An 18,226-nucleotide genomic window follows, 5' to 3' on the forward strand; every position below is an offset into this window, starting at 1 on the left:
TTCTAGTAGGTGGTTTGGTCCCTTGGCTGCTGGACACAAGCGCTGGGTTGTGTTGTCGGGCACGTTCGGGTCTCCGTGGCGCACAGGTCTGCTCCATTGTGCGCCGGTTCCAGCGACTGGCCTGGTTCTTCCGCCGGCGGTCGCGGGCTCGTGTTGCCAGGTCCGGCGCGGTTCTTGGTTGCCGCGCGGGTCTGCTCCGTGCCGGCATCGGCGGCTGGGCTCCTGCGGTCCAGTGGCTCGGCACGCGTGTCTGTCGCTGAGCCGGTTCGTCCTCGCCTTTGGCCCAACCGCCGCCGACGTGGTCTTCACCGGTCGGTTGTCTGAACCCCGGCGGGTGGCCGCTCGCCCAGCCCCGAGCTGCGGCCTCAGACGGTGAAGTCGACTTCTTCCGTCTTCACCGTTCCGGCCGTGCGTCCGGGGGCGCGGTGGTAGTTCCAGTACAGGTTCGTGTGCGCGATGACCTTGTCGGGCGTCGGTGCGCCGTATGCGGACAGGTCTTCCGTCGTGTGGGCGTCGCCGACCAGGGTGGCGTCGTAGCCGCGCGCGATGGCGCCGTGGAGGGTGGAGCGGATGCACTCGTCGGTCTGCGCGCCGGTGACGAACAGGCGGCCGATGCCGCGCGCCAACAGCACGGACTCGAGGTCGGTGCCCTCGAACGAGTCGCCGTACTCCTTCTGCACCAGCGCTTCTGAATCGCGCCGCTCGAGCTCCGGCACGTACTGCCACTGCGGGCTGTCGCGGGGCATTTCGTCGTTGTTGTGCTGGATCCACACCACGTCGACGTCGGCGGCGCGCGCCTTGTCCACGAGCGCGCTGATGTTGGCGACGACCTTGTCGCGCTCGTGGGCGTGGTCGACCACGCCGTTCTGCACGTCGATCACGAGCAGCCCGGCCTTCGGGCGGTTGACGAGCGTGGTCATGGCGCCTCCTGCACTCGGGTCGCTCGATGGTATGTCTTCGCACCGACAGTTTCGGGCTATTTCAGGGGAGGACGCATGGCACCGCTGCGCTGGGGGATCATGGGCACGGGCGGCATCGCGCGCTCGTTCGCCGAAGACCTGCGACTCACCGACTCGGGCGTGGTCGCCGCCGTCGGCTCCCGCTCACGCGCCACCGCCGACGTCTTCGCCGATCGCCTCGGCATCCCCGGCCGCCACGGCAGCTACGAGGCGCTGGCCGGGGACCCGGACGTCGACGTCGTCTACGTCGCCACGCCCCACCCCATGCACCACGACAACGCGATGCTCGCGCTGTCCGCAGGCAAGCCGGTGCTGGTGGAGAAGCCGTTCACCATGACGGCCGACGAAGCGCGCTCACTGGTGAAGTTCGCCCGCGATCGCGGCCTGTTCCTCATGGAAGCCATGTGGACGCGTTTCCTTCCGCACATCCACCACGTCCGCTCCCTGCTCCCGCAACTCGGCGACATCGTCACCGTCACCGCCGACCACGGCCAGTGGTTCCCCCAGGACGCGACCTCGCGCCTCTTCGCCCCCTCCCTCGGCGGCGGCGCCCTCCTCGACCTGGGCATCTACCCGGTCTCCTTCGCCTCGATGATCCTCGGCACCCCCGCGCGCGTGGTGTCCATGGTGTCGCCCGCCTTCACCGGCGTCGACGCCCAAACCTCCATGCTCTTCGGCTACGACACCGGCGCCCACGCCGTCCTCACCTGCACCCTCCGCGCCGCCACCGCCACCACGGCCTCCATCGTGGGCACCGACGCCCGCCTCGACCTCGCCGGCGCCTTCTACGCCCCCACCACGGTCACCCTCACCCCGCGCGGTGGCGCCCCCACAGCCCACCCCCACCCCGACGCGGGCCGCGGCCTCCGCCACCAAGCCGACGAAGTGGCCCGCCTCCTCGCCGTCGGCGAAACCGAAAGCCCCCTCATGCCCCTGGACGAAACCATCTCGATCATGGCGACGATGGACGAGGTCCTGGCCCAGGCAGGCTGACCGCTGGGCTTCGGGTCCCGTTCACTCCGGCTCAGGCGGTGAGGCGCTCAGGCCGCGTTGGCGTTCAGGTGCTGAGGCCGCGTGGTTTCGGCGTCCAACCGACTGCACGTAATCTGCGCCAACGCCACCACCTGCGCGGACCGCTCACACCGCTCCCGCCGGCGAGCCCCGCCCGCCCGGCAGCGCTGCGGAACCGAATCGGGGGCCCACCCCCACCCCTCCCAGCCTGCCGAGATCGAAACCGACCCGTGTCCGGGGGTGAGTAGTGCTACGGATCCGATCTTGACCACTCATCCCCGACCCTGTCGGCATGACCACGGACGCCGCGCTCCAGCGCCTCGCCGATGAGCTCAACCACCTCGGCCGGCACCTCGCCGACGTCGGCGCAGAGCTCCGCACCGTCGGGTCCACGCTCGCCTCAACAGGCTCGCCACCGCCGGCCAAGCCGGTGAACCCGCTGGCCCAGCCCACTGCACAGCAGCTCCCGCGACCCGGCAACGTCACCTGGCAGCCGTCCGCGCCGACCGTTCAGCCCGACACCGTCAAGCCGTCCGACGCCGCTCCGCACCGGACACCGGTAGCGCAGCCAGAGAGGTCAGCCGATGCCACGCCGCGCCCGACTTCGACAGCGCAGCCGGAGCCGTCAGCCCATGCCGCAGCGTGCCCGACAGCGCAGCCGGAGCCGTCGGTCGACGCCGCGTCGCGACGGACACCGACACCACTGGCGGAGCCGCTAGCAGACGCCACGCCGCGCCCGGCAGTGCAGCCGGAGTCGTCGGCCGACGCCACTCGGCACCGGACACCGGTAGCGCAGCCGGAGCCGTCAGCCGCCGCCACGCCGGGTCCGACATCGGCAGCGCAGCCGGGGACGTCGAGCCAGGCCGGTTCCCAGCCAGGACCGTGGGTCAGCGAGCAGGCGGCGCCACCGCAAGCCACCCAGGCGGGCCCCCAGCCGTCACGGCCCGGAGCAGGGCCGTCCAGGCAGCAGACACTGTCACCGCCGGTGCTGCAGCCGTCCCGGCCGGAGGCAGACGCCGGCGTCGCACAAGCATCACCACCTCAGCCGACTCAGCCAGCTCAGACCCAGCCACAACCCCAGCTCAGTCACCCGACAACGCAGCCACCGCCACCGCAGCCGTTCCCCGGCTACCAGCCCAGCTGGCCCTACGACGCGGCCCGCCGGCCCTACCCGGCCCAGTACGCCTACCCGTACCCGGCCCCGCAGCCGTACCTCCCGCCGCCGACCTTGGGCGAGCGCCTCGGCAAGGAAGGCGCCGGCTCGCGGTGGCTGGCGTGGATCGGCGGCGCGGTGACGTTGCTCGGCATCGTGCTGCTGCTGGTGCTCGCCGTGCAGCGTGGGTGGCTCGGTCCGTTGCCGCGGGTGCTCGTGGCGGCCGCGTTCGGCGCCGTGCTCGTCGCGGGCGGCGCGTGGCTGCACCGCAAACCGGCCGGACGCACCGGTGCGTTCGCCCTCGCCGCCACGGGGATCGCAACGCTCTACCTCGACGCGATAGCCGCCACCTCCCTGTATGAATTCCTGCCCGTTCCCGCGGGCCTGGCCACCGGCCTCGTGATCGCGGTGGGCGGGCTGCTGCTCGCCGTCAAGTGGGACTCCCCTCTGCTCGCCAGTTCCGTCGTCATCGCCTGCGGCGTCTGCGCACCCGTGATCACCCGGGGCTTCACGGCCGAGCTCGTGACGTTCCTCCTCATCCTCCAGATCGCCACGACCCCCGTCCAGTTGCGACGGTCGTGGTGGTCCCTTTCGCTCGCTGCCGCAATCCCACCCTTGACAACGTCGATGATCGCCACCGCGCTGCACACGCAGCACACCGTCGTCGCCATCGCCGTCAGCGTCGTGAGCGCCGGGCTCTCGCTGATCTTCCTGCGGCGTAACGAAAACGATCCCTATCTCCTCTCCGTTCTCGCGGCCGCGCCGCTGCCGGTTCTGGTCGCCGCGCTGACGCTGCCGAAGCACCAAGCGGCCCTCCTGGCGGGTGGGGCGGCGGTCGTCCTTGTCGCGACGTGGCCGTTCGTGCGTAACCCATCGGGTGCTGTTGCAGGCGTCGCCGGGCTTGTTGCCGCGCTGCAGGCCACCGTCACCGAGTTCGACGGCGGCTCCGTGCTCCTCGGTGAAGCTGTCGCGCTCGCGTTCGCCGCCCGCTACACGAGAAACCGTTACGTCCTAGGTGGTTCGCTCTTCTTCGGCGTGCTCGGCGGCGTCCTCGCGATGAGCTCCGACGTCACGCCCGCACTCCTCGTCATCCCGCGCCCGCACACCACAACCGACCTCCTGGCCGCGTTGGCCGCCGCCACGGTGCTGCTCGGCGCCGCGGTCGCGTGGCCGTGGGCGGCCGCGCGCCTCGAAATCCTCAAGCCCGCCAAGCTCTTGCCGTGGATTCCCGCGGGCCTGGCCGCGCTCTACGGTGCCTCCGGCCTGGTCCTCAGCGCTTCGCTGCTCGCCGTCCCCGGACGGTCGGGTTTCCTGCTGGGCCACGCCCTGATCACCGTCTCCTGGACGATCGCCGCCCTCGCCCTGCTGCTGCGCGGCATCGCGATCGTCGCGTTGCGCGTGATCGGGCTCGTGCTCGTCGCCGCGGCCCTCGCGAAGCTCGTGCTGTTCGACCTCGCGGCGCTCGACGGGCTCGCCAGAGTGGGTGCCTTTCTCGGCGCCGGTGTGGTTCTTTTGGTTGCCGGGTCACGATATGCGCGGCTGGTCGCGTCGCGATAGCGGAAACTGTCGGTGCCTTGTGGTTGTCTTGTTCTCACCACAACCGAGGGGAGATCGACCATGGCCTACACACCCGACCCGAAGCTGATCGAACGCGCCGCCGAGCCGGTGGCGTGGCTGACCACCGTCACGCCGAGGGGACGGCCCGCACCGCGCCCGGTGTGGTTCGTCCTCGACGGCGACGACATCATCGTGTTCAGTCAGCCCGAAACCGCGAAGCTCCGCCACATCGCCGCCAACCCGGAGGTGAGCTTCCACCTCAACAGCGACGAAGGCGGCGGCAGCATCCTCGTCGTCAACGGCCGCGCCCACGTCGAGGAAGGCAAGGCCTCCGACGCACCGGGCTACCTGGACAAGTACGAGTCCTCGTTCGCCGGCATCGGGTTCGCCGACGCGGCCGCGTTCGATGCGTCGTACTCCGTCCGCCTGCGGATCGTCCCGGAGCGCTCCTGGGGGTTCTGATCAGAAGCCGACGTCCAGGCAAGCCAGCCGGGCGCCCGCGGTGCCGGCGTGCCCGGGATCGGAGTGCGTGTGCATCTCGTGGATCACCACGGAGTGCGCGCGTCGAGGGCCGAACTTCCAGTCCACAGTGGACGTCGTACGAGCAGTTCCGACGCGGTCGGTGGTGAAGTCGAGCCAGAGCTCGTTGCGCGGGTTGGCGTAGGCGGGGTCCACCGAGGGCTTGACCGGGTCCGGCGTGTGCTGGAAGTGCGGGCCCGCATCGTCGCCGGTGGGGCCGGTTGACGTGAGCGTGGGCACCGTATTCGTGGTCGGGGAGCACGCCGGTGACGACGAGCGTGGTCGTGGTGCCGGTGGCGCGTGCGGAGGTGCCGAACACGTGCGCCTCGGCGCCGCCGGGCACGAGGTCGGTGCGGTAGGTGACGGCGTGCGCACCCGGCGCGTACCCGGTGAAGGTGCCGTGCGCCGAGATGAAGTGAACAGGCGCCGCCTGGGCGGTGGCGGCGGTGAAGCCGGCGAGACCGGCGACGAGAGCAGCGGAAAGGAGCGTGGGAGCGATTCGCATGGTCATTCTCTGGCCAGAGCGCTCTAGCCAGAGCGCGGGCAGGCCGCCACGGGCACCACCTGAAGGTGCGAGCAGGTGTGCCGGGTCGGGCGTCTTTCGGCAGGGTCGGTACGGGGTACCCAGCGGCGATCAGTGTTTTCCGACGTAACCGACCCGGTGCTGGAGACCTTCCGATGACCGATCGCGACGAGCACACCAGAACCACCCGGCTGCCAGGTTCGTCCGCGGACCGCGCACCCGTGGTGGACGCCGGCGAGGTCATCGACAACACCGACCGTGAGCACACCGGGGAGACGCGCAACCAGAAGCTGCAGCGCAACATCGGCGAGCTCCTGCAGGAGCTGCGTGTTGCGCAGGCCGGGGTGCAGATCCTGTTCGGGTTCCTGTTGACGGTGGTGTTCACGCAACGCTTCGAAGCGGCCAGCGGCTTCGAGAAGGCGCTGCACATGACCGCCGTGCTTCTGGCCGTCGGGGCGACGGTGCTGCTCACGGCCCCCGCCGCGTGGCACCGGCTGCTCTTCCGCACGGGCCGCCGCGACGAGATCCTGCGCGTCGGCAACCGCGTCGTCCTCGCCGGCTTCGGCTGCCTGGCCGGCTCGGTCACGCTGACCGTCGCGCTCATCGCGAAGGTCGTCTTCGGCACCGCGGCCCTCATCGCGACGGGCGGCTTCGTCGTGCTGCTCTTCGGCCTGCTCTGGTTCGTCCTGCCCCTCCACCTTCCCCACGACGACCCGAACCGCGGCCGCCCGACTGGCCCGGCCTCACCGCGACGGCGCACCGACCGGAAAACCTGACCCCAGCCGGCGCCGCAAGTAATCCTTCGCGCCAGGCTTCGGGGATGCGAAGGGTCCGCTCGCGCGAAGGCCGTTGTGCGAGGGAACCGCTCGGTCGCGGCCGGCCGTGCGAGTCGGCCGCTCGCGCGGCGCTTGGTGTGCGAGGGCACCGCTCGGCCGTGGCTGGCCGGGCGATTCCGTCGCTCGCAGCATCGCCAGCTGCGCGAATGGGACGCTCGCGCCATGGCTCGGCGTGCCGCGGGACCGCAGGGACTGCGAACCGGTGCGCCGAGGGACCGTTCGCGCCGGGCCGTCGCCGTGAGGGGACCATTCGCGCCGCGGCAGCTGTGGGAAACCTCTGCGCTGAACCCCGGCGCGAAGGGTCCGCTCGTCCCGCGCTCCGCGGCGGCAACGGTCCGTTCGCGCCGCTCCGATACCGCGCTTGCCTGAAGATTTCGCTTTCCCACTTTTCGAGGGTCCTGGCGCGATAGAATGAGGCCGGGACGCCCGTTGTCTGGTGAGTTCCGGGGGAGCGAAACAAGCCGGGAGAACCTCGTGACATGCGCCGAGAGCTGAGAAATGCCAGCGAAAGCCCCCTCGAAAGAACCGGCACAGCGGCACTGTGAGGCGGGGACCCGGCCTCACGAAGCCGACTCAAACCGTCAGATTGCCCCACGCGTAATTCTGCTTGGCCAGCTTCAGATAAACGAACAACTCGGTCGAAGTGACTCCGGGAATGGGCCGCACCTGGTCACCCAGGACGGCGAGCAGGTGCTCGTCATCCCGGCAGATCAGGGCAGCCAGCAGGTCGAACCGCCCCGCGCACAGCACCACTTGGTGCACGTCCGGGAGATCGGTCAGGCGGTTCGCGACCTCCCGCGGGTCGCCGTTGACGGTGATGCCGATCATGGCCTGGCGGGTCAGGTCGACGTGTTCAGGGGCTGTCACGGCGACGATCTGCATCATGTCGTCGCGCAGGAGGCGTTGCACGCGCTGGCGTACGGCGCCTTCGGAAAGCCCCACGGCCTTGGCCAACGCGGTGAACGAGGCTCGGCCGTCGTGCTGCAGCAGGGCGATCAAGGTTCTGTCAGTGCCATCCAGCGCCTTCGGCGAGCGGTGGTCATCTAGCTTCGTACGGTTTCCATCACCCATGCCGTCCCTCCCTGTGTTTCGGCATGTGATTCCTTAGGCGCGCAGCGTATCTGCGATTGCCCCGAAACAGGAGTCTCTTTCAGGATTCACGCGTTTCTCGGACTGTAGTGCTGTACACGGCGAAATCAGTGGTCTAGACGCCGTTGGGGTGAGGTTTCCGGGGTATCGGCGTGCTACGGCGCACACGGAGTGCCACTCTCGCCACGCCACCAGGTACGTTCTGGTGGCGCAAAACCCCCGAATGCCCTAAAGAAGGCTCGATTCGTGACCAAAGCCGTCGCTGTGGAGGTTCCCGCTGTGCGGGCCAAGGGGCTCCGGCCGGGGGCCCTCGGCATGGTGTCGGCGATGGTGCTCGGCATGGCGTCGACGGCGCCGGCCTACCCGATCGCCGCGACGCTCGGTTTCCTCGTGCGCGCGGGCGCCGGTTTCAAGGCCGCCGCGTTCAACCAGCTGTCGTTCTTCCCGGTGCTGTTCGTGGCCGTCGCCTTCCGCGAGCTCAACACCGCCGAACCTGACTGCGGAACCAGCGCGTTCGGCAGCCGCGCCGGCTGGTTGACGGCTGGATCGTCACGGTCGCCCAGCTGTTGGTGACGAGCAGCAATCGGCCCTCACCGGTCGTTACACGCTGCTTCTGCTGGGTGCACGGCCTCGCCGAGAACCACGCCGTGACTGCCCCAATCGGCTGCGTGTGGCGGCGGGCGCTGTACTACCTGTGCCACCGCGGCATCGAGGTTTCCGCACGTGCCCCCCGTGGATCCTGCTCGGCATCGAGCTTGCCGTGCTCCGTCGCCGCCCTCGCGCTCGCCGGCATCGGCGAGCGCGGCATCGGCCTGGGCAACGAGGCCAACGCCGACGACGTGCTGGCCGGTCTCGACAGCGCCGTCTTCGGCGACGCCTGCCTCGGCAAGGTGCTGGCGCTGCTGCTGGTCGTCTCCGTCCTCACCAGCATCGGCGGCGTCGCGGTGATCGGCGTCGTGTCGATCGTGGTCGGATCCCGCTGATGTTCGCCGCGGGTCGCGCGTGCCGCGACTTCTTCGCCGGCCGCCGGCTGCCGCGCGGGTCGGTTGCGCGGGGCGGCCAGGCGATCGAGAGCCGACGCCAGGCGTCCCGGCGCCGGTCCCGGATCTCGGCCATCGCCTCGAAACCGGCCGACGCGTACGTGGCCACGGCGGCGACGTTGCGGCTCGGAGTGTTGACCAGCGCGCTCGACGAACCCAGCTCCCGCAGCGCGGCCGCGGCGGCGACGGTGATCGCCCGGCCGTGGCCGCGGTGGTCGCGGTGCACGCCCATCGGCTCGAGCAACCGGGGCCGGCCCGCACCTGCCGACCACACCGTCACGCCCGCCACCGCGTGGTCCAGCTCGTCGTACGCGACCAGGCACCGGGCGTCGGCGTAGGGCAGTCCGGCGGCCATCGCGTGCCAGGCCTCGACGGACAGGGTCGACCGGCCGAAGGACGCCCCGTGCACCTCCGTGCGCACGGCCGCCCGCTCCGGCCCGATCACCTCGATCCGCAGGCCTGGGGCCTCGACCGGCTCCGCCAGATCGCGGCACAGGGGCGTCCACGGCTCGTCGGTGTCCCAGCCGGCTTCGGCCAGCAGGTCCTACACCAGCGCGGTCTTCGGTGCCTCGACGTACACCTTCCCCGCCGGCAGCACGCCGCGCTCCGGTTCCGCCAGGTCGTAGACCAGCTGCCGCGCCAGTTCCCTCGTCCCGCAGCGAACCGGGCGCGATCGTCATCCGCGGCAGGTCGGCCTCGTCCAGCATCCCGACCGCGAGGAGCTGCCCGTCGCGGCTCCAGGTGCGCACGGCGGCGGCCGTCGCCGCCACCGACGAACCGCCAGAACTAGCCCAGGTCCCCCGGATGCAGTTGCATCGGGGCACCGTCGTGTTGCCATTTCCGCAGCGCGCTGACCGCTTCGCCCAGCTCGTCGACGCCCGGTTTGCCCAGCACGATCGCCATCGGCCGATCACACACCACGGAGGCGCCGGGCCACACCTCAGTTTTCGGCTAGCAGCGGCGCAGCAGGTCTTCTTCGGTTTCACGCGGTACCAGCAGCTTCGCGAACCCGGCGCGCACGCCGACGAGCGGCGGCCGGCCCACCAGGTTCTAGTTCGACGCCAGCGAATGGTGGTACGCGCCGGTGCACGGCACGGCCAGCAGGTCACCGGCGTGGACGTCGCCGGGCAGGCAGACGTCGTCGGCCAGCACGTCACCCGACTCGCAGTGGCGCCCGACCACGGTCACGGGCGTGCGCGCGGCCTTCGAGTGCCGCCCGACGAGCCGGGCCGTGTAGCGCGCGCCGTAGAGCGCGGGCCGCGCATTGTCGCTCATGCCGCCGTCGACGGCGACGAACGTGCGGCTCCCGCGTTTGACCGCGCACACGCGGTACACGGTGATCCCCGCGGGGCCGACGATCGCGCGACCCGGCTCGATCGTCAAGCGGGGCAAGGGAAAACCGTGCAACGAGCACTCGTAGGCCAGCGCCACCCGCAGCCGCCGCGCGTAGCCGTCGAGGTCGAAGCTCGGTTCGCGGTCCAAGTACGGCACGGCGTGGCCGCCGCCGAGGTCGAGCTCGCGCAGCGTCACGCCGTGCTGGTCGCGCACGCGCACCAGCACCTCCACCATGCGCCGCGCGGCCTCCTCGTAGCGGTCGACGCGCGAGACCTGCGAACCGATGTGGCAGTGCAGCCCGACGAGCCGCAGCCCGGGCTGTGCGAGCACGGCGGCGACGGCGTGGTCCACGTTGTCGCAGACGTCGGCGCGCAGCGAGAAGCCGAACTTCTGGCCTTCCGTGCCGGTGGTGATCGCCGCGTGTGTGTCGCCGGAGACGCCGGGTGTCACGCGGATCATCGCTTGCTGCCCGCCGTGCGCGAGCGCGCCGAGCTGCTCGATCTCGTCGAGCGAGTCGAGCACGATGCGGCGCACGCCGTACTCCAGCGCCGCCTTGAGGTCTTCGGGGGTTTTCGCGTTGCCGTGCAACAGGATCCGCTCGCCCGGGAAGCCGACGGACCGCGCGACGGCGATCTCGCCGGCCGAGCACGTGTCGAGCGACAAGCCTTCTTCCGCGATCCAGCGCAGCACCGCGCGGGTGCACAGCGCCTTGCTCGCGAAGGCGACTTCGGCCTCCGGCAGGGCGTGGCGGTAGGCGCGGGCGGTATCGCGAACCTGCGCCTCGTCGAGGAGGTACGCCGGGGTCCCGAACCGGGCAGCCAGGTGGCTCACCGGAGCACCCGCGAAGATCAGGTCACCGCCTTCGAAGCGGGTGCTCCGCGGCCAGAGCTCCGGCTCGAGATGGTCGGCGGCCTCGCAGCCGAGGCTGGGGAGGAGCTCGCTGAGCGTCACGGTTACCTCCGTGCGGTGCTTCGTAAATCGGACACCGCCAGCACACTGCGGTGGGGCACTTCGTGCGCGCGCCGCCAACACCACCCTGACACTCGGCCCGGCCCCGCTGACGCCTTCTTGACGCGCGGGTAACTTCGACCACACCCCGGTTGACCTGCGAAGTGCCGAGTTTCCCGGCCGGGGGGAGTCTCATGGGACATGGTTGAAGAGCTGACAGACTTCGCGACCTCGGCCGAAGCGCACCGGCGTGAGCTGCGGGTGCACTGCTACCGGCTGCTCGGCTCGTACGACGAGGCCGAGGACCTGGTGCAGGAGACGCTGCTGCGCGCGTGGCGCGGGCGGGAGACCTTCGACGGCCGGGCTTCGCTGCGCGCCTGGCTCTACCGCATCGCGACGAACGCGTGCCTCGACCACCTCGCGGCCCACCCGCGTGAGGTGCCGGTGCTGGACCTGCCCGCGTCGGCTTCGCCGGACCTGGCGCCGCGGCCCGACGTCGCCGTCCCGTGGGTGCAGCCGGTGCCCGACGAAGTGCTGGGGCGCGAGACGGTGGAGCTCGCCTTCCTCGCGGCGATCCAGCACTTGTCGCCGCGCCGCCGCGCCGCGCTGGTGCTTCGGGACGTGCTGGGCTGGTCGGCAAGGGAGACGGCGGCGGCGCTGGAAACCACGCCGGCGTCGGTGAACAGCGCCGTGCTGCGCGGGCGCGCCGAGCTGAAGGAGCACCTGCCCGCGCGGCGCGGCGACTGGGCGGCGGCGGGCAGCGACGAGGAACGCGCGGTCGTCGCGCGCTACATGGCAGCTCTCGCCGCCCACGACGAAGCGGAATTGGCGGCGCTGCTGCGCGCCGACGTCCGCTGCAGCCACGCGCCCGGCGCCGGCGGCCACACGGGCACGGAACCGACCTGGTACGCCGGTCGCGACCTCGTCCGGGAAGCCTGGGCCCCAGCCCTGCGCGGCGACGACGCGGTGACGTTCCACCTCGTCCCGACCCGCGCGAACGGCCTGCCGGCGTTCGCCACGTCCATCCGCGTGGATGGCGCGCTCCACCCGTTCGGCCTCAACACCCTGCGCATCGCCGGCGGCCGGGTCGCCGAGGTGACGACGTTCTCGGCGGAGGTGTTCCCACTGTTCGGGCTCGGGTGAAAGCGACCGCTTCGAGCCGGCCGCGGGCAGCCGGGTCCTAGACTTGCCGTCGCGAGGGGTGACGGGAGGGAGCCGGATGGACGTCGCGATCGCCGGTTCGAGTCCCGTGTCCGCGGCTGACGCGCGTTTGGCCCAGCTGCGTCAGGTGCGGCTGGCCAAGGACATGATGGACCGCCACTGGGCCGAGCCGATCGACGTCGCTGCGGTGGCCGCTCGCGCCGGGTATTCGCGGTACCACTTCATCCGGGCGTTCCGGGCGGTGTACGGCCAGACTCTGGGGCAGTACCTGAGCCGTCGCCGGATCGAGCGTGCCGAGGACCTGCTGCGCACCGCGGACCTGTCGGTGACCGAGATCTGTGTGCTGGTGGGGTTCAGCAGCCTGGGGACCTTCTCGTCGAGCTTCAAGAAGTACTCCGGCTTCACCCCGACCGAGTACCGCGCCCGGCACGTCGGAGCCGGCGCGGCGCTGGTGCCCGGGTGCTACGCGCTGCTCTGGCACGGCGGGTTCAAGGCGTTCGGGAGCGGTGCCGGGCGCCGTGCGGGGGACAACCGCAATTCTTGAGAAGCGGCTCGACCCGAGGCGCGGTTACGGTCCGTGCGGTGCGGGCGAGTGGTGCCCGAACGAACGCGGGAGGCAACGTGATCAACGGATTGTCCATCGCCAACGTCTGGGTGCTCGACCAGGACCGGGCGAAGGAGTTCTACACGCAGAAGCTGGGCCTCGAGGTCCGGACCGACATGACCATGGGCGAGGGCGGGTTCCGGTGGCTCACCGTCGGAGCCAAGAACCAGCCCGGCCTCGAACTCACCCTCATGGTCCCGGGCCCGCCGGCGCTGGACCCCGAGTCCGCCGACGCGCTGAAGAAACTGATCGCGAAGGGCGTGCTCGGCGCCGGTGTGTTCGTCACCGACGACATCCACGCCGACTACCAGACGCTGACGGCGCGCGGCGTGGAGTTCTTGCAGGAACCCCAGGAACGCCCGTACGGCACCGAAGCCATCTTCCGCGACGACTCCGGCAACTGGTTCTCCTTCACACAACGCCTGATCGACCTCGACTTCAGCAAGGACTGGGCCTGAGGTTCTCGGTCACCAGGGCGTGGCCCCGGCCGTGCTCTACGAAAGCCCCCACGAAGACAGCAGCCCGGAGAGCCGTTCCCGTTCCGGGGCCGTCAGCAGGCGGCTCGGCGGGCGCACGTCGGGGCGGCAGAGGCCGAGCTGGGAGAGCGCGTCCTTGACGACGCTGACGTTGTTGGCGTTGCCTTCGGCCGCGCGCATCTGCTCAAAGGGGCGGATGCGCTCCCAGATCTCCATGGCGCCGCCGAAGTCGTGGGCGCGCAGGCGGGCGAACAGGTCCACGGAGATCCGCGGGGCGACGTTCACCAGCCCCGAAGTGAACCCTTGCGCGCCCACGGCGAAGTAGCCCGGTGCCGACAGCTCGGCCAAGCCCGCGATCCACACGAAGCGCTCGAAGCCCGCGTCGCGCGCGACGGTGGCGAACCGCACGGGGTCCGGTACCGCGTACTTCACCCCGATGACGTTCGGCGCGGCGTCGGCGAGGCGGGCGAGATCCTCGCCGCCGATGCCGGGGTTGCGCACGTACAGCACCACTCCCAGCTCTGGCACAGCGGTGGCGATCGCACGGTGGTACTCGACCCAGCCCTCGCGCGAGACGTACGGGTGCACGGGCTGGTGGATCATCACCAGATCGGCGCCGGTGTCGCGGGCGTGGCGCGCGGCCTTCACGGCCGTGCGCACGTCGTGCCCGACGCCCGCCAGCACGCTCGCCTCGTGCGCCGCCTTCACGGTGACCTCGAGGCACAGCCGGGTCTCGTGGTCGTCGAGCGCGTAGAACTCGCCCGTGTTGCCGTTGGGGGTGACGACCTCGACGCCGCTCGTCACCAGCCGCTCCACGAGCCGCCCGTACGTCTCCGCCTCGACGCCGCCGCTGCCGTTGAACGGCGTCACCGGGATCGCGACGACGCCGGCCAGCCGCCGTTTCTGCACTTCGAACGCCACTAGTGTGTCCGATCTGATATATGATGTGTCACGTCGGAGGTTAGCACGAGGCGCGCGGGTCGGTTGTCCTGATCTTCGGGTCAGGTGGTCCGGTACACCTGGACGGAGACGCCCTTGCCCGTCTCGCGGTGCTCGGTCAGCCGGAGCCTGCGCGACGGCGCGCCCGGCGGGAAGAGCCGCCGGCCGCGGCCCAGCACCACGGGGAACACCCACAGCCGGTATTCGTCGACCAGGTCGGCGGCCATCAGCGTCCGCAGCAGGTCGCCACTGCCGTGCACCTGCAGTTCGCGGCCCGGTTCCGCCTTCAGTTCGGCAACCGCCGCCACGACGTCGTCGCGCAGGAACGCCGTGCCCTGCCACGACGAACGCGTGAGCGTCCGGGAAGCGACGTACTTCGGCAGCGTGTTGAGCGGTCCCGCGATCGGATCCGACCCGCCGACCGAGGGCCAGTAGCCCGCGAAGATCTCGTACGTGCGACGGCCGAGCAGGAACGCGTCGGCGCGCGAGAACCAGTCGGCGGCGTACTCGGCCATCACCGCGTCGTAGTGCGGGTACAGCCAGCCGCCCAGGTCGAACCCGTCGCGCGGGTCTTCGGTCGGCGTGCCGGGAGCCTGGACCACGCCGTCGAGGGACACGTACGCGGTGACGGTGAGCGTGGTCATGCCATCGCCCCGAACGCCGGCGCGCCCGCGGCCGCGTACTCGTGGATGACGACGCCGGTGCTCGTCGCGGTCGTCGACCACGGGCTCAACGCGAGCGGCAGGACGCCGGCGGGGAAGAGCCGGTGACCCTCGCCGAGAACGACGGGGAAGACGAGCAGTCGGTACTCGTCGACGAGGTCCTCCAGCGCGGCGACCAGGCTGCCGGTGGAGTGCAGTTGCAGCTCACCGTCGTAGCGGGCCTTCAGCTCTCGGACCTCGGTGGCGAGGTCGCCCGCGACGACGTGCCGCGGCAGGCCGGCGGCGCCGGGACAGTCGTCCGCGATGCCCTTGACCTGCAGGAACGCCGACGCGCGGCGGCGCCAGCGGCTCAGCGCCGCGTGCATTTCTTCATCGATGAGACCCGGTCCGCGCACCACGCCGTCCAGGGTCAGGAATGCCGTGACGGTCAGCTTGCCCATGGGAGACCTCCCTCGTTCGTCGGCCTTCGCAGAACCGTCGAACGAGGGGGCCGCCGAATCGACAAGCCGGCCGGGCGGTTTTTTCAGCCGGCCAGGAACGCGGCGAGCTGCTCGGCCACGAACGCGTGGTCGTCGGCCTGTGGCAGGCCCGAAACGCCGACGGTGCCGACCGGCCCGACGCCCGCGACCAGCACCGGGAACACGCCGCCGTGGGCCGCGTACAGGTCAGGATCGAGGCGCGAGTCTGCTTCGAAGCTCCCGCCCTTCGCGCGGAACTGCGTGCCGACGAGGAACGAGCTGTGCCCGTAGCGGTCGACGACGCGGCTCTTGCGGTCGATCCACGCGTCGTTGTCGGCGGACGTGCCGGGCAGGGCTGCGTGGAAGAGGCGCTGCCCGCCCCGGCGCACCGAGATCGTCACGGGCAGGGCGCGTTCGCGGGCCGCCGCCAGCAGGTTCTGACCCAGGGCGAGGGCGGTGTCGTTGTCGAACCGGGTGAACACGAGCCGGCTCTCCTGCTCGAGGAGCTCTTGGACGAGTTCGGTTTCGGTCATCATGCCGATATTAAAACAACACCGTTGTTTAATTGCTACCTTATTCAGCCGCGGTTCACATCCGCCTGCTTGAAGTGGTCCCTGACCTGCGGAAGCCTGCTTCGGTGCGCGTTGATCAACCCAGCACGCTGCACATTCCGGACGAGGAGGCACGGATGGGTCAGGCGGAAGGGCGGCTCAGCCGTGGCTCGGTGCTCGGCGGCGCGGCGGCCGCCGGGGTGGCCGGCGCGGCGGCGGGTCTGGGCGGGGCGTTCGCCGAAGCGGCGGGCCCGCGGCGGCGCGGCGGACTCGACGACGTCGAGCACGTCGTAGTGCTCATGCAGGAGAACCGGTCGTTCACCACTACTACGGCACAATGGCGGGCGTCCGCGGCTACGGCGACCCCGTCGCCAAGCGGGACGTGTTCCGCCAGCCGGACCCCAAGCGCACCGACGGGGGCGACCTGCTGCCGTTCCACGTCGACACCGCGCTCGTCGACGGCCAGGACCTCGGCGATCTCGCGCCCGACTGGGGCACGACGCACCAGGCGTGGGCCAACGGCGCCTACGACGCGTGGATCCCGGCCAAGACCGAGATGACGATGAGCTACTTCAACCGCGACGACCTGCCGTTCCACCGGGCGCTGGCGAGCGCGTTCACCTTGTGCGACAACTACTTTTGCTCGCTGCAGGGGCCGACGACGCCCAACCGCTTGTACCACTGGACGGGCACGATCAACCCCGACGGCGACCTCGGCGGGCCGGCCACGTGGAACCCGGCGGACTACACCCCCGTGTACCGCTGGACGACCTACCCCGAGCGCCTGCAGGCCGCCGGCATCTCCTGGCAGGTCTACGCCAACGACGAGGTCGGCGACGGCTTCGTCGGCGACTACAGCGACAACCCGTTGTGGCTGTTCCAGCAGTACCACGACGCGCTGGCCTCGGCCGACCCGAAGAAGCAGCAGCTGGCGGAGCGGGCGAGCCTGCAGGCGCGGTGGAAGCCGGATTCGGGGCAGGGCAAGGACGTCGACCACGTGCTGACGCAGTTCATCGCCGACTGCAAGGCGGGCACGTTGCCGGCCGTGTCGCGGGTCGTCGCGCCCTACGCGTACTGCGAACACCCGGCCGCGCGGCCCGTCGACGGGGCCGCGTACACGCAGCGGGTGCTGAAAGCGTTGTGGGACAACCCGAAACTGTGGGAATCCACCGTCGTGCTCATCAACTACGACGAGAACGACGGGTTCTTCGACCACATCGGGCCGCCGTGCGCCCCGGCCGGGACGCCGGGTGAGCTGCTGCCGGTGAACCAGCCGTCCGGTCCCGGCGGGGTGGGCGCGGGTGCGCCGGCGCCCATCGGGCTGGGCCCGCGCGTGCCGATGACGGTGATCTCGCCGTGGACCCGCGGCGGTGGGTGAACTCGCAGGTGTTCGACCACACGTCGGTGCTGCGGTTCCTGGAAGTCTGGACCGGGGTTCGCGAACCGAACATCTCCGCGTGGCGCCGGATGATCTGCGGTGACCTGACGAGTTGTTTCGACTTCGGGCAGCCCGACCGGTCGATCCCCCGGCTGCCGGACGCTTCCGCGTTGCGGGCGGAGGCGGACCGGACGCAGTCGAAGCTGCCGAAGCCGGCGCCGCCGTTGCCCGGCCAGCAGTCGATGCCGGAACAGGAGCGGGGGACGGCTCCGGCGCGGGCGTTGCCCTACCAGCCGGTGGCTTCGCTTTCGGTGGGTGCCCGGCGCGTTGGGGTTGACGGCCGCGAACCACGGGACGGCGGGGTTGCAGCTGTCTTCGTACGCCTACCACGCCGGTGGAATTTCGCAACGGTTCGACGTTCCCGGCGGGGGTTCGTGCTCGGGGAAGATCGCTTTCGCCGCTTCGTACGACGTGGCCGTGCACGGGCCGAACGGCTTCCTGATGGAGGCCGCGGGCGACAAGTCGACTTCGGGCGTGGATGTTGCGGCCGCCGTGTCGGGGCCCGCGGCGCACCCGGTCTTCACCGTGACGGTGAGGAACTCAGGCTCCTCCCCGGCGACCCTGACGGTGAAGGGACGGCCCGGCTTCGTGGTCGCCGCGCACGGCTCGCACACGCTGACGCTGGACGCACTGGCCGGCGCCCACGGCTGGTACGACGTTCAGCTGTCTTTGGTGGGGCACCCTGAGTGGCGTCGGCGGTTTGCCGGCCACCTCGAAAACGGAAAGCCCAGCCGGACGGCTTGAGGTGTGGGTGAGGGGTCCGTTCGCACAGAGGTGGTTTTTGCGGAGGGACTTCTCATGCCGCGGTTATGCGAGGGGATCTTTCGCGCTCGTTTGGTGGGCGAACGGTTTGGTGGTTCCTGCTTGTTGGCGCGAACGGTCCCTTCGTTCTTGTTGGCTGGTGCGAATGGTCCCGTCGTTCCCGGGGCTGGTGTGTACGGTCCCATTGCTCTCGACGGCCGGTCCG

General features: G+C 70.7%; 18 protein-coding genes and 3 pseudogenes. 11 read left to right on the forward strand and 10 right to left on the reverse strand.

The annotated features are described in order from the left end of the window. Window positions 1–365: 365 nt before the first annotated feature. The gene (locus tag I6J71_RS46755; protein ID WP_204092727.1) at window positions 366–920 is read right to left on the reverse strand and encodes an isochorismatase family protein; all 555 of its coding nucleotides are present in this window, start codon (window positions 918–920) and stop codon (window positions 366–368) included. A gap of 75 nt (window positions 921–995) precedes the next feature. Between I6J71_RS46755 and I6J71_RS46760 the strand changes: the two genes are divergently transcribed. The 3 genes from I6J71_RS46760 (at window position 996) to I6J71_RS46770 (ending at window position 5,142) form a co-directional block, all read left to right on the forward strand. Further along, complete coding sequence (locus tag I6J71_RS46760) at window positions 996–1,952, forward strand: Gfo/Idh/MocA family protein (RefSeq protein WP_239154309.1); 957 nt, start codon at window positions 996–998, stop codon at window positions 1,950–1,952. Between the two features lie 1,003 nt (window positions 1,953–2,955). Continuing rightward, window positions 2,956–4,680, forward strand: a complete 1,725-nt coding sequence (locus tag I6J71_RS46765) for a DUF2339 domain-containing protein (protein ID WP_239154310.1) — start codon at window positions 2,956–2,958, stop codon at window positions 4,678–4,680. 60 nt (window positions 4,681–4,740) lie between these two features. Beyond that, the gene (locus I6J71_RS46770) at window positions 4,741–5,142 is read left to right on the forward strand and encodes a TIGR03667 family PPOX class F420-dependent oxidoreductase (RefSeq protein WP_204092729.1); all 402 of its coding nucleotides are present in this window, start codon (window positions 4,741–4,743) and stop codon (window positions 5,140–5,142) included. Here I6J71_RS46770 and I6J71_RS46775 read toward each other — a convergent pair. Next, window positions 5,143–5,704: pseudogene (locus I6J71_RS46775) on the reverse strand (superoxide dismutase). It abuts the gene before it with no gap. Window positions 5,705–5,964: 260 nt separating this feature from the next. Between I6J71_RS46775 and I6J71_RS46780 the strand changes: the two are divergent. Further along, window positions 5,965–6,498 carry a DUF6328 family protein gene (locus I6J71_RS46780; protein WP_204097613.1) on the forward strand — a complete coding sequence of 178 codons (534 nt, stop codon included), beginning with the start codon at window positions 5,965–5,967 and terminating at the stop codon, window positions 6,496–6,498. 633 nt (window positions 6,499–7,131) lie between these two features. On the opposite strand, the gene I6J71_RS46785 is transcribed toward I6J71_RS46780, so the two are convergent. After that, window positions 7,132–7,629 (reverse strand): Lrp/AsnC family transcriptional regulator, encoded by a 498-nt coding sequence (locus I6J71_RS46785; protein WP_204092730.1) that lies wholly within the window; start codon window positions 7,627–7,629, stop codon window positions 7,132–7,134. A 264-nt stretch (window positions 7,630–7,893) separates the two neighbouring features. On the opposite strand from I6J71_RS46785, the gene I6J71_RS49590 reads away from it, so the two are divergent. Beyond that, entirely contained in the window at window positions 7,894–8,220 is a 327-nt protein-coding gene (locus I6J71_RS49590) for a hypothetical protein (protein ID WP_239154311.1), read from the forward strand. A gap of 74 nt (window positions 8,221–8,294) precedes the next feature. Next, the gene (locus tag I6J71_RS49595) at window positions 8,295–8,630 is read left to right on the forward strand and encodes a hypothetical protein (protein WP_239154312.1); all 336 of its coding nucleotides are present in this window, start codon (window positions 8,295–8,297) and stop codon (window positions 8,628–8,630) included. A gap of 100 nt (window positions 8,631–8,730) precedes the next feature. Here I6J71_RS49595 and I6J71_RS46795 read toward each other — a convergent pair. Together I6J71_RS46795 and lysA are read right to left on the reverse strand one after the other, a co-directional pair. Beyond that, window positions 8,731–9,590: pseudogene (locus I6J71_RS46795) on the reverse strand (GNAT family N-acetyltransferase); the annotation flags it as partial. 48 nt (window positions 9,591–9,638) lie between these two features. Then, window positions 9,639–10,973: pseudogene (lysA, locus tag I6J71_RS46800) on the reverse strand (diaminopimelate decarboxylase). Between the two features lie 198 nt (window positions 10,974–11,171). On the opposite strand from lysA, the gene I6J71_RS46805 reads away from it, so the two are divergent. The 3 genes from I6J71_RS46805 to I6J71_RS46815 all read left to right on the forward strand — a co-directional run bounded on the left by I6J71_RS46805 (window position 11,172) and on the right by I6J71_RS46815 (window position 13,193). Then, window positions 11,172–12,113 (forward strand): RNA polymerase subunit sigma-70, encoded by a 942-nt coding sequence (locus I6J71_RS46805; RefSeq protein ID WP_204092731.1) that lies wholly within the window; start codon window positions 11,172–11,174, stop codon window positions 12,111–12,113. A 76-nt stretch (window positions 12,114–12,189) separates the two neighbouring features. Beyond that, window positions 12,190–12,675: a helix-turn-helix transcriptional regulator gene (locus I6J71_RS46810; protein ID WP_204092732.1), complete on the forward strand. Its 486-nt coding sequence runs from the start codon at window positions 12,190–12,192 to the stop codon at window positions 12,673–12,675. Window positions 12,676–12,752: 77 nt separating this feature from the next. Continuing rightward, complete coding sequence (locus tag I6J71_RS46815) at window positions 12,753–13,193, forward strand: VOC family protein (protein ID WP_204092733.1); 441 nt, start codon at window positions 12,753–12,755, stop codon at window positions 13,191–13,193. A gap of 36 nt (window positions 13,194–13,229) precedes the next feature. Here I6J71_RS46815 and I6J71_RS46820 read toward each other — a convergent pair whose 3' ends face one another. The 5 genes from I6J71_RS46820 to I6J71_RS49600 form a co-directional block, all read right to left on the reverse strand. Next, a complete protein-coding gene (locus tag I6J71_RS46820; RefSeq protein ID WP_204092734.1) occupies window positions 13,230–14,132 on the reverse strand; it encodes a dihydrodipicolinate synthase family protein in 903 nt (300 codons plus the stop codon). An 80-nt stretch (window positions 14,133–14,212) separates the two neighbouring features. Beyond that, window positions 14,213–14,794: a dihydrofolate reductase family protein gene (locus I6J71_RS46825; RefSeq protein WP_204092735.1), complete on the reverse strand. Its 582-nt coding sequence runs from the start codon at window positions 14,792–14,794 to the stop codon at window positions 14,213–14,215. Then, entirely contained in the window at window positions 14,791–15,252 is a 462-nt protein-coding gene (locus tag I6J71_RS46830; protein WP_204092736.1) for a dihydrofolate reductase family protein, read from the reverse strand. The genes I6J71_RS46825 and I6J71_RS46830 overlap by 4 nt, the downstream gene beginning before the upstream one ends. An 83-nt stretch (window positions 15,253–15,335) precedes the next feature. Continuing rightward, a complete protein-coding gene (locus I6J71_RS46835; RefSeq protein WP_204092737.1) occupies window positions 15,336–15,803 on the reverse strand; it encodes a heme-degrading domain-containing protein in 468 nt (155 codons plus the stop codon). Window positions 15,804–15,847: 44 nt separating this feature from the next. Next, entirely contained in the window at window positions 15,848–16,108 is a 261-nt protein-coding gene (locus I6J71_RS49600) for a hypothetical protein (protein ID WP_239154313.1), read from the reverse strand. 50 nt (window positions 16,109–16,158) lie between these two features. Between I6J71_RS49600 and I6J71_RS49605 the strand changes: the two genes are divergently transcribed. Next, window positions 16,159–17,199: a phospholipase C gene (locus tag I6J71_RS49605; protein WP_239154314.1), complete on the forward strand. Its 1,041-nt coding sequence runs from the start codon at window positions 16,159–16,161 to the stop codon at window positions 17,197–17,199. A 315-nt stretch (window positions 17,200–17,514) separates the two neighbouring features. After that, window positions 17,515–18,003, forward strand: coding sequence for a phospholipase domain-containing protein (locus I6J71_RS49610; RefSeq protein ID WP_239154315.1), 489 nt, complete (start codon window positions 17,515–17,517; stop codon window positions 18,001–18,003). The last annotated feature ends 223 nt before the right edge of the window (window positions 18,004–18,226 follow it).

The organism is Amycolatopsis sp. FDAARGOS 1241 (genome assembly GCF_016889705.1).
Taxonomy (GTDB): Bacteria; Actinomycetota; Actinomycetes; order Mycobacteriales; family Pseudonocardiaceae; genus Amycolatopsis.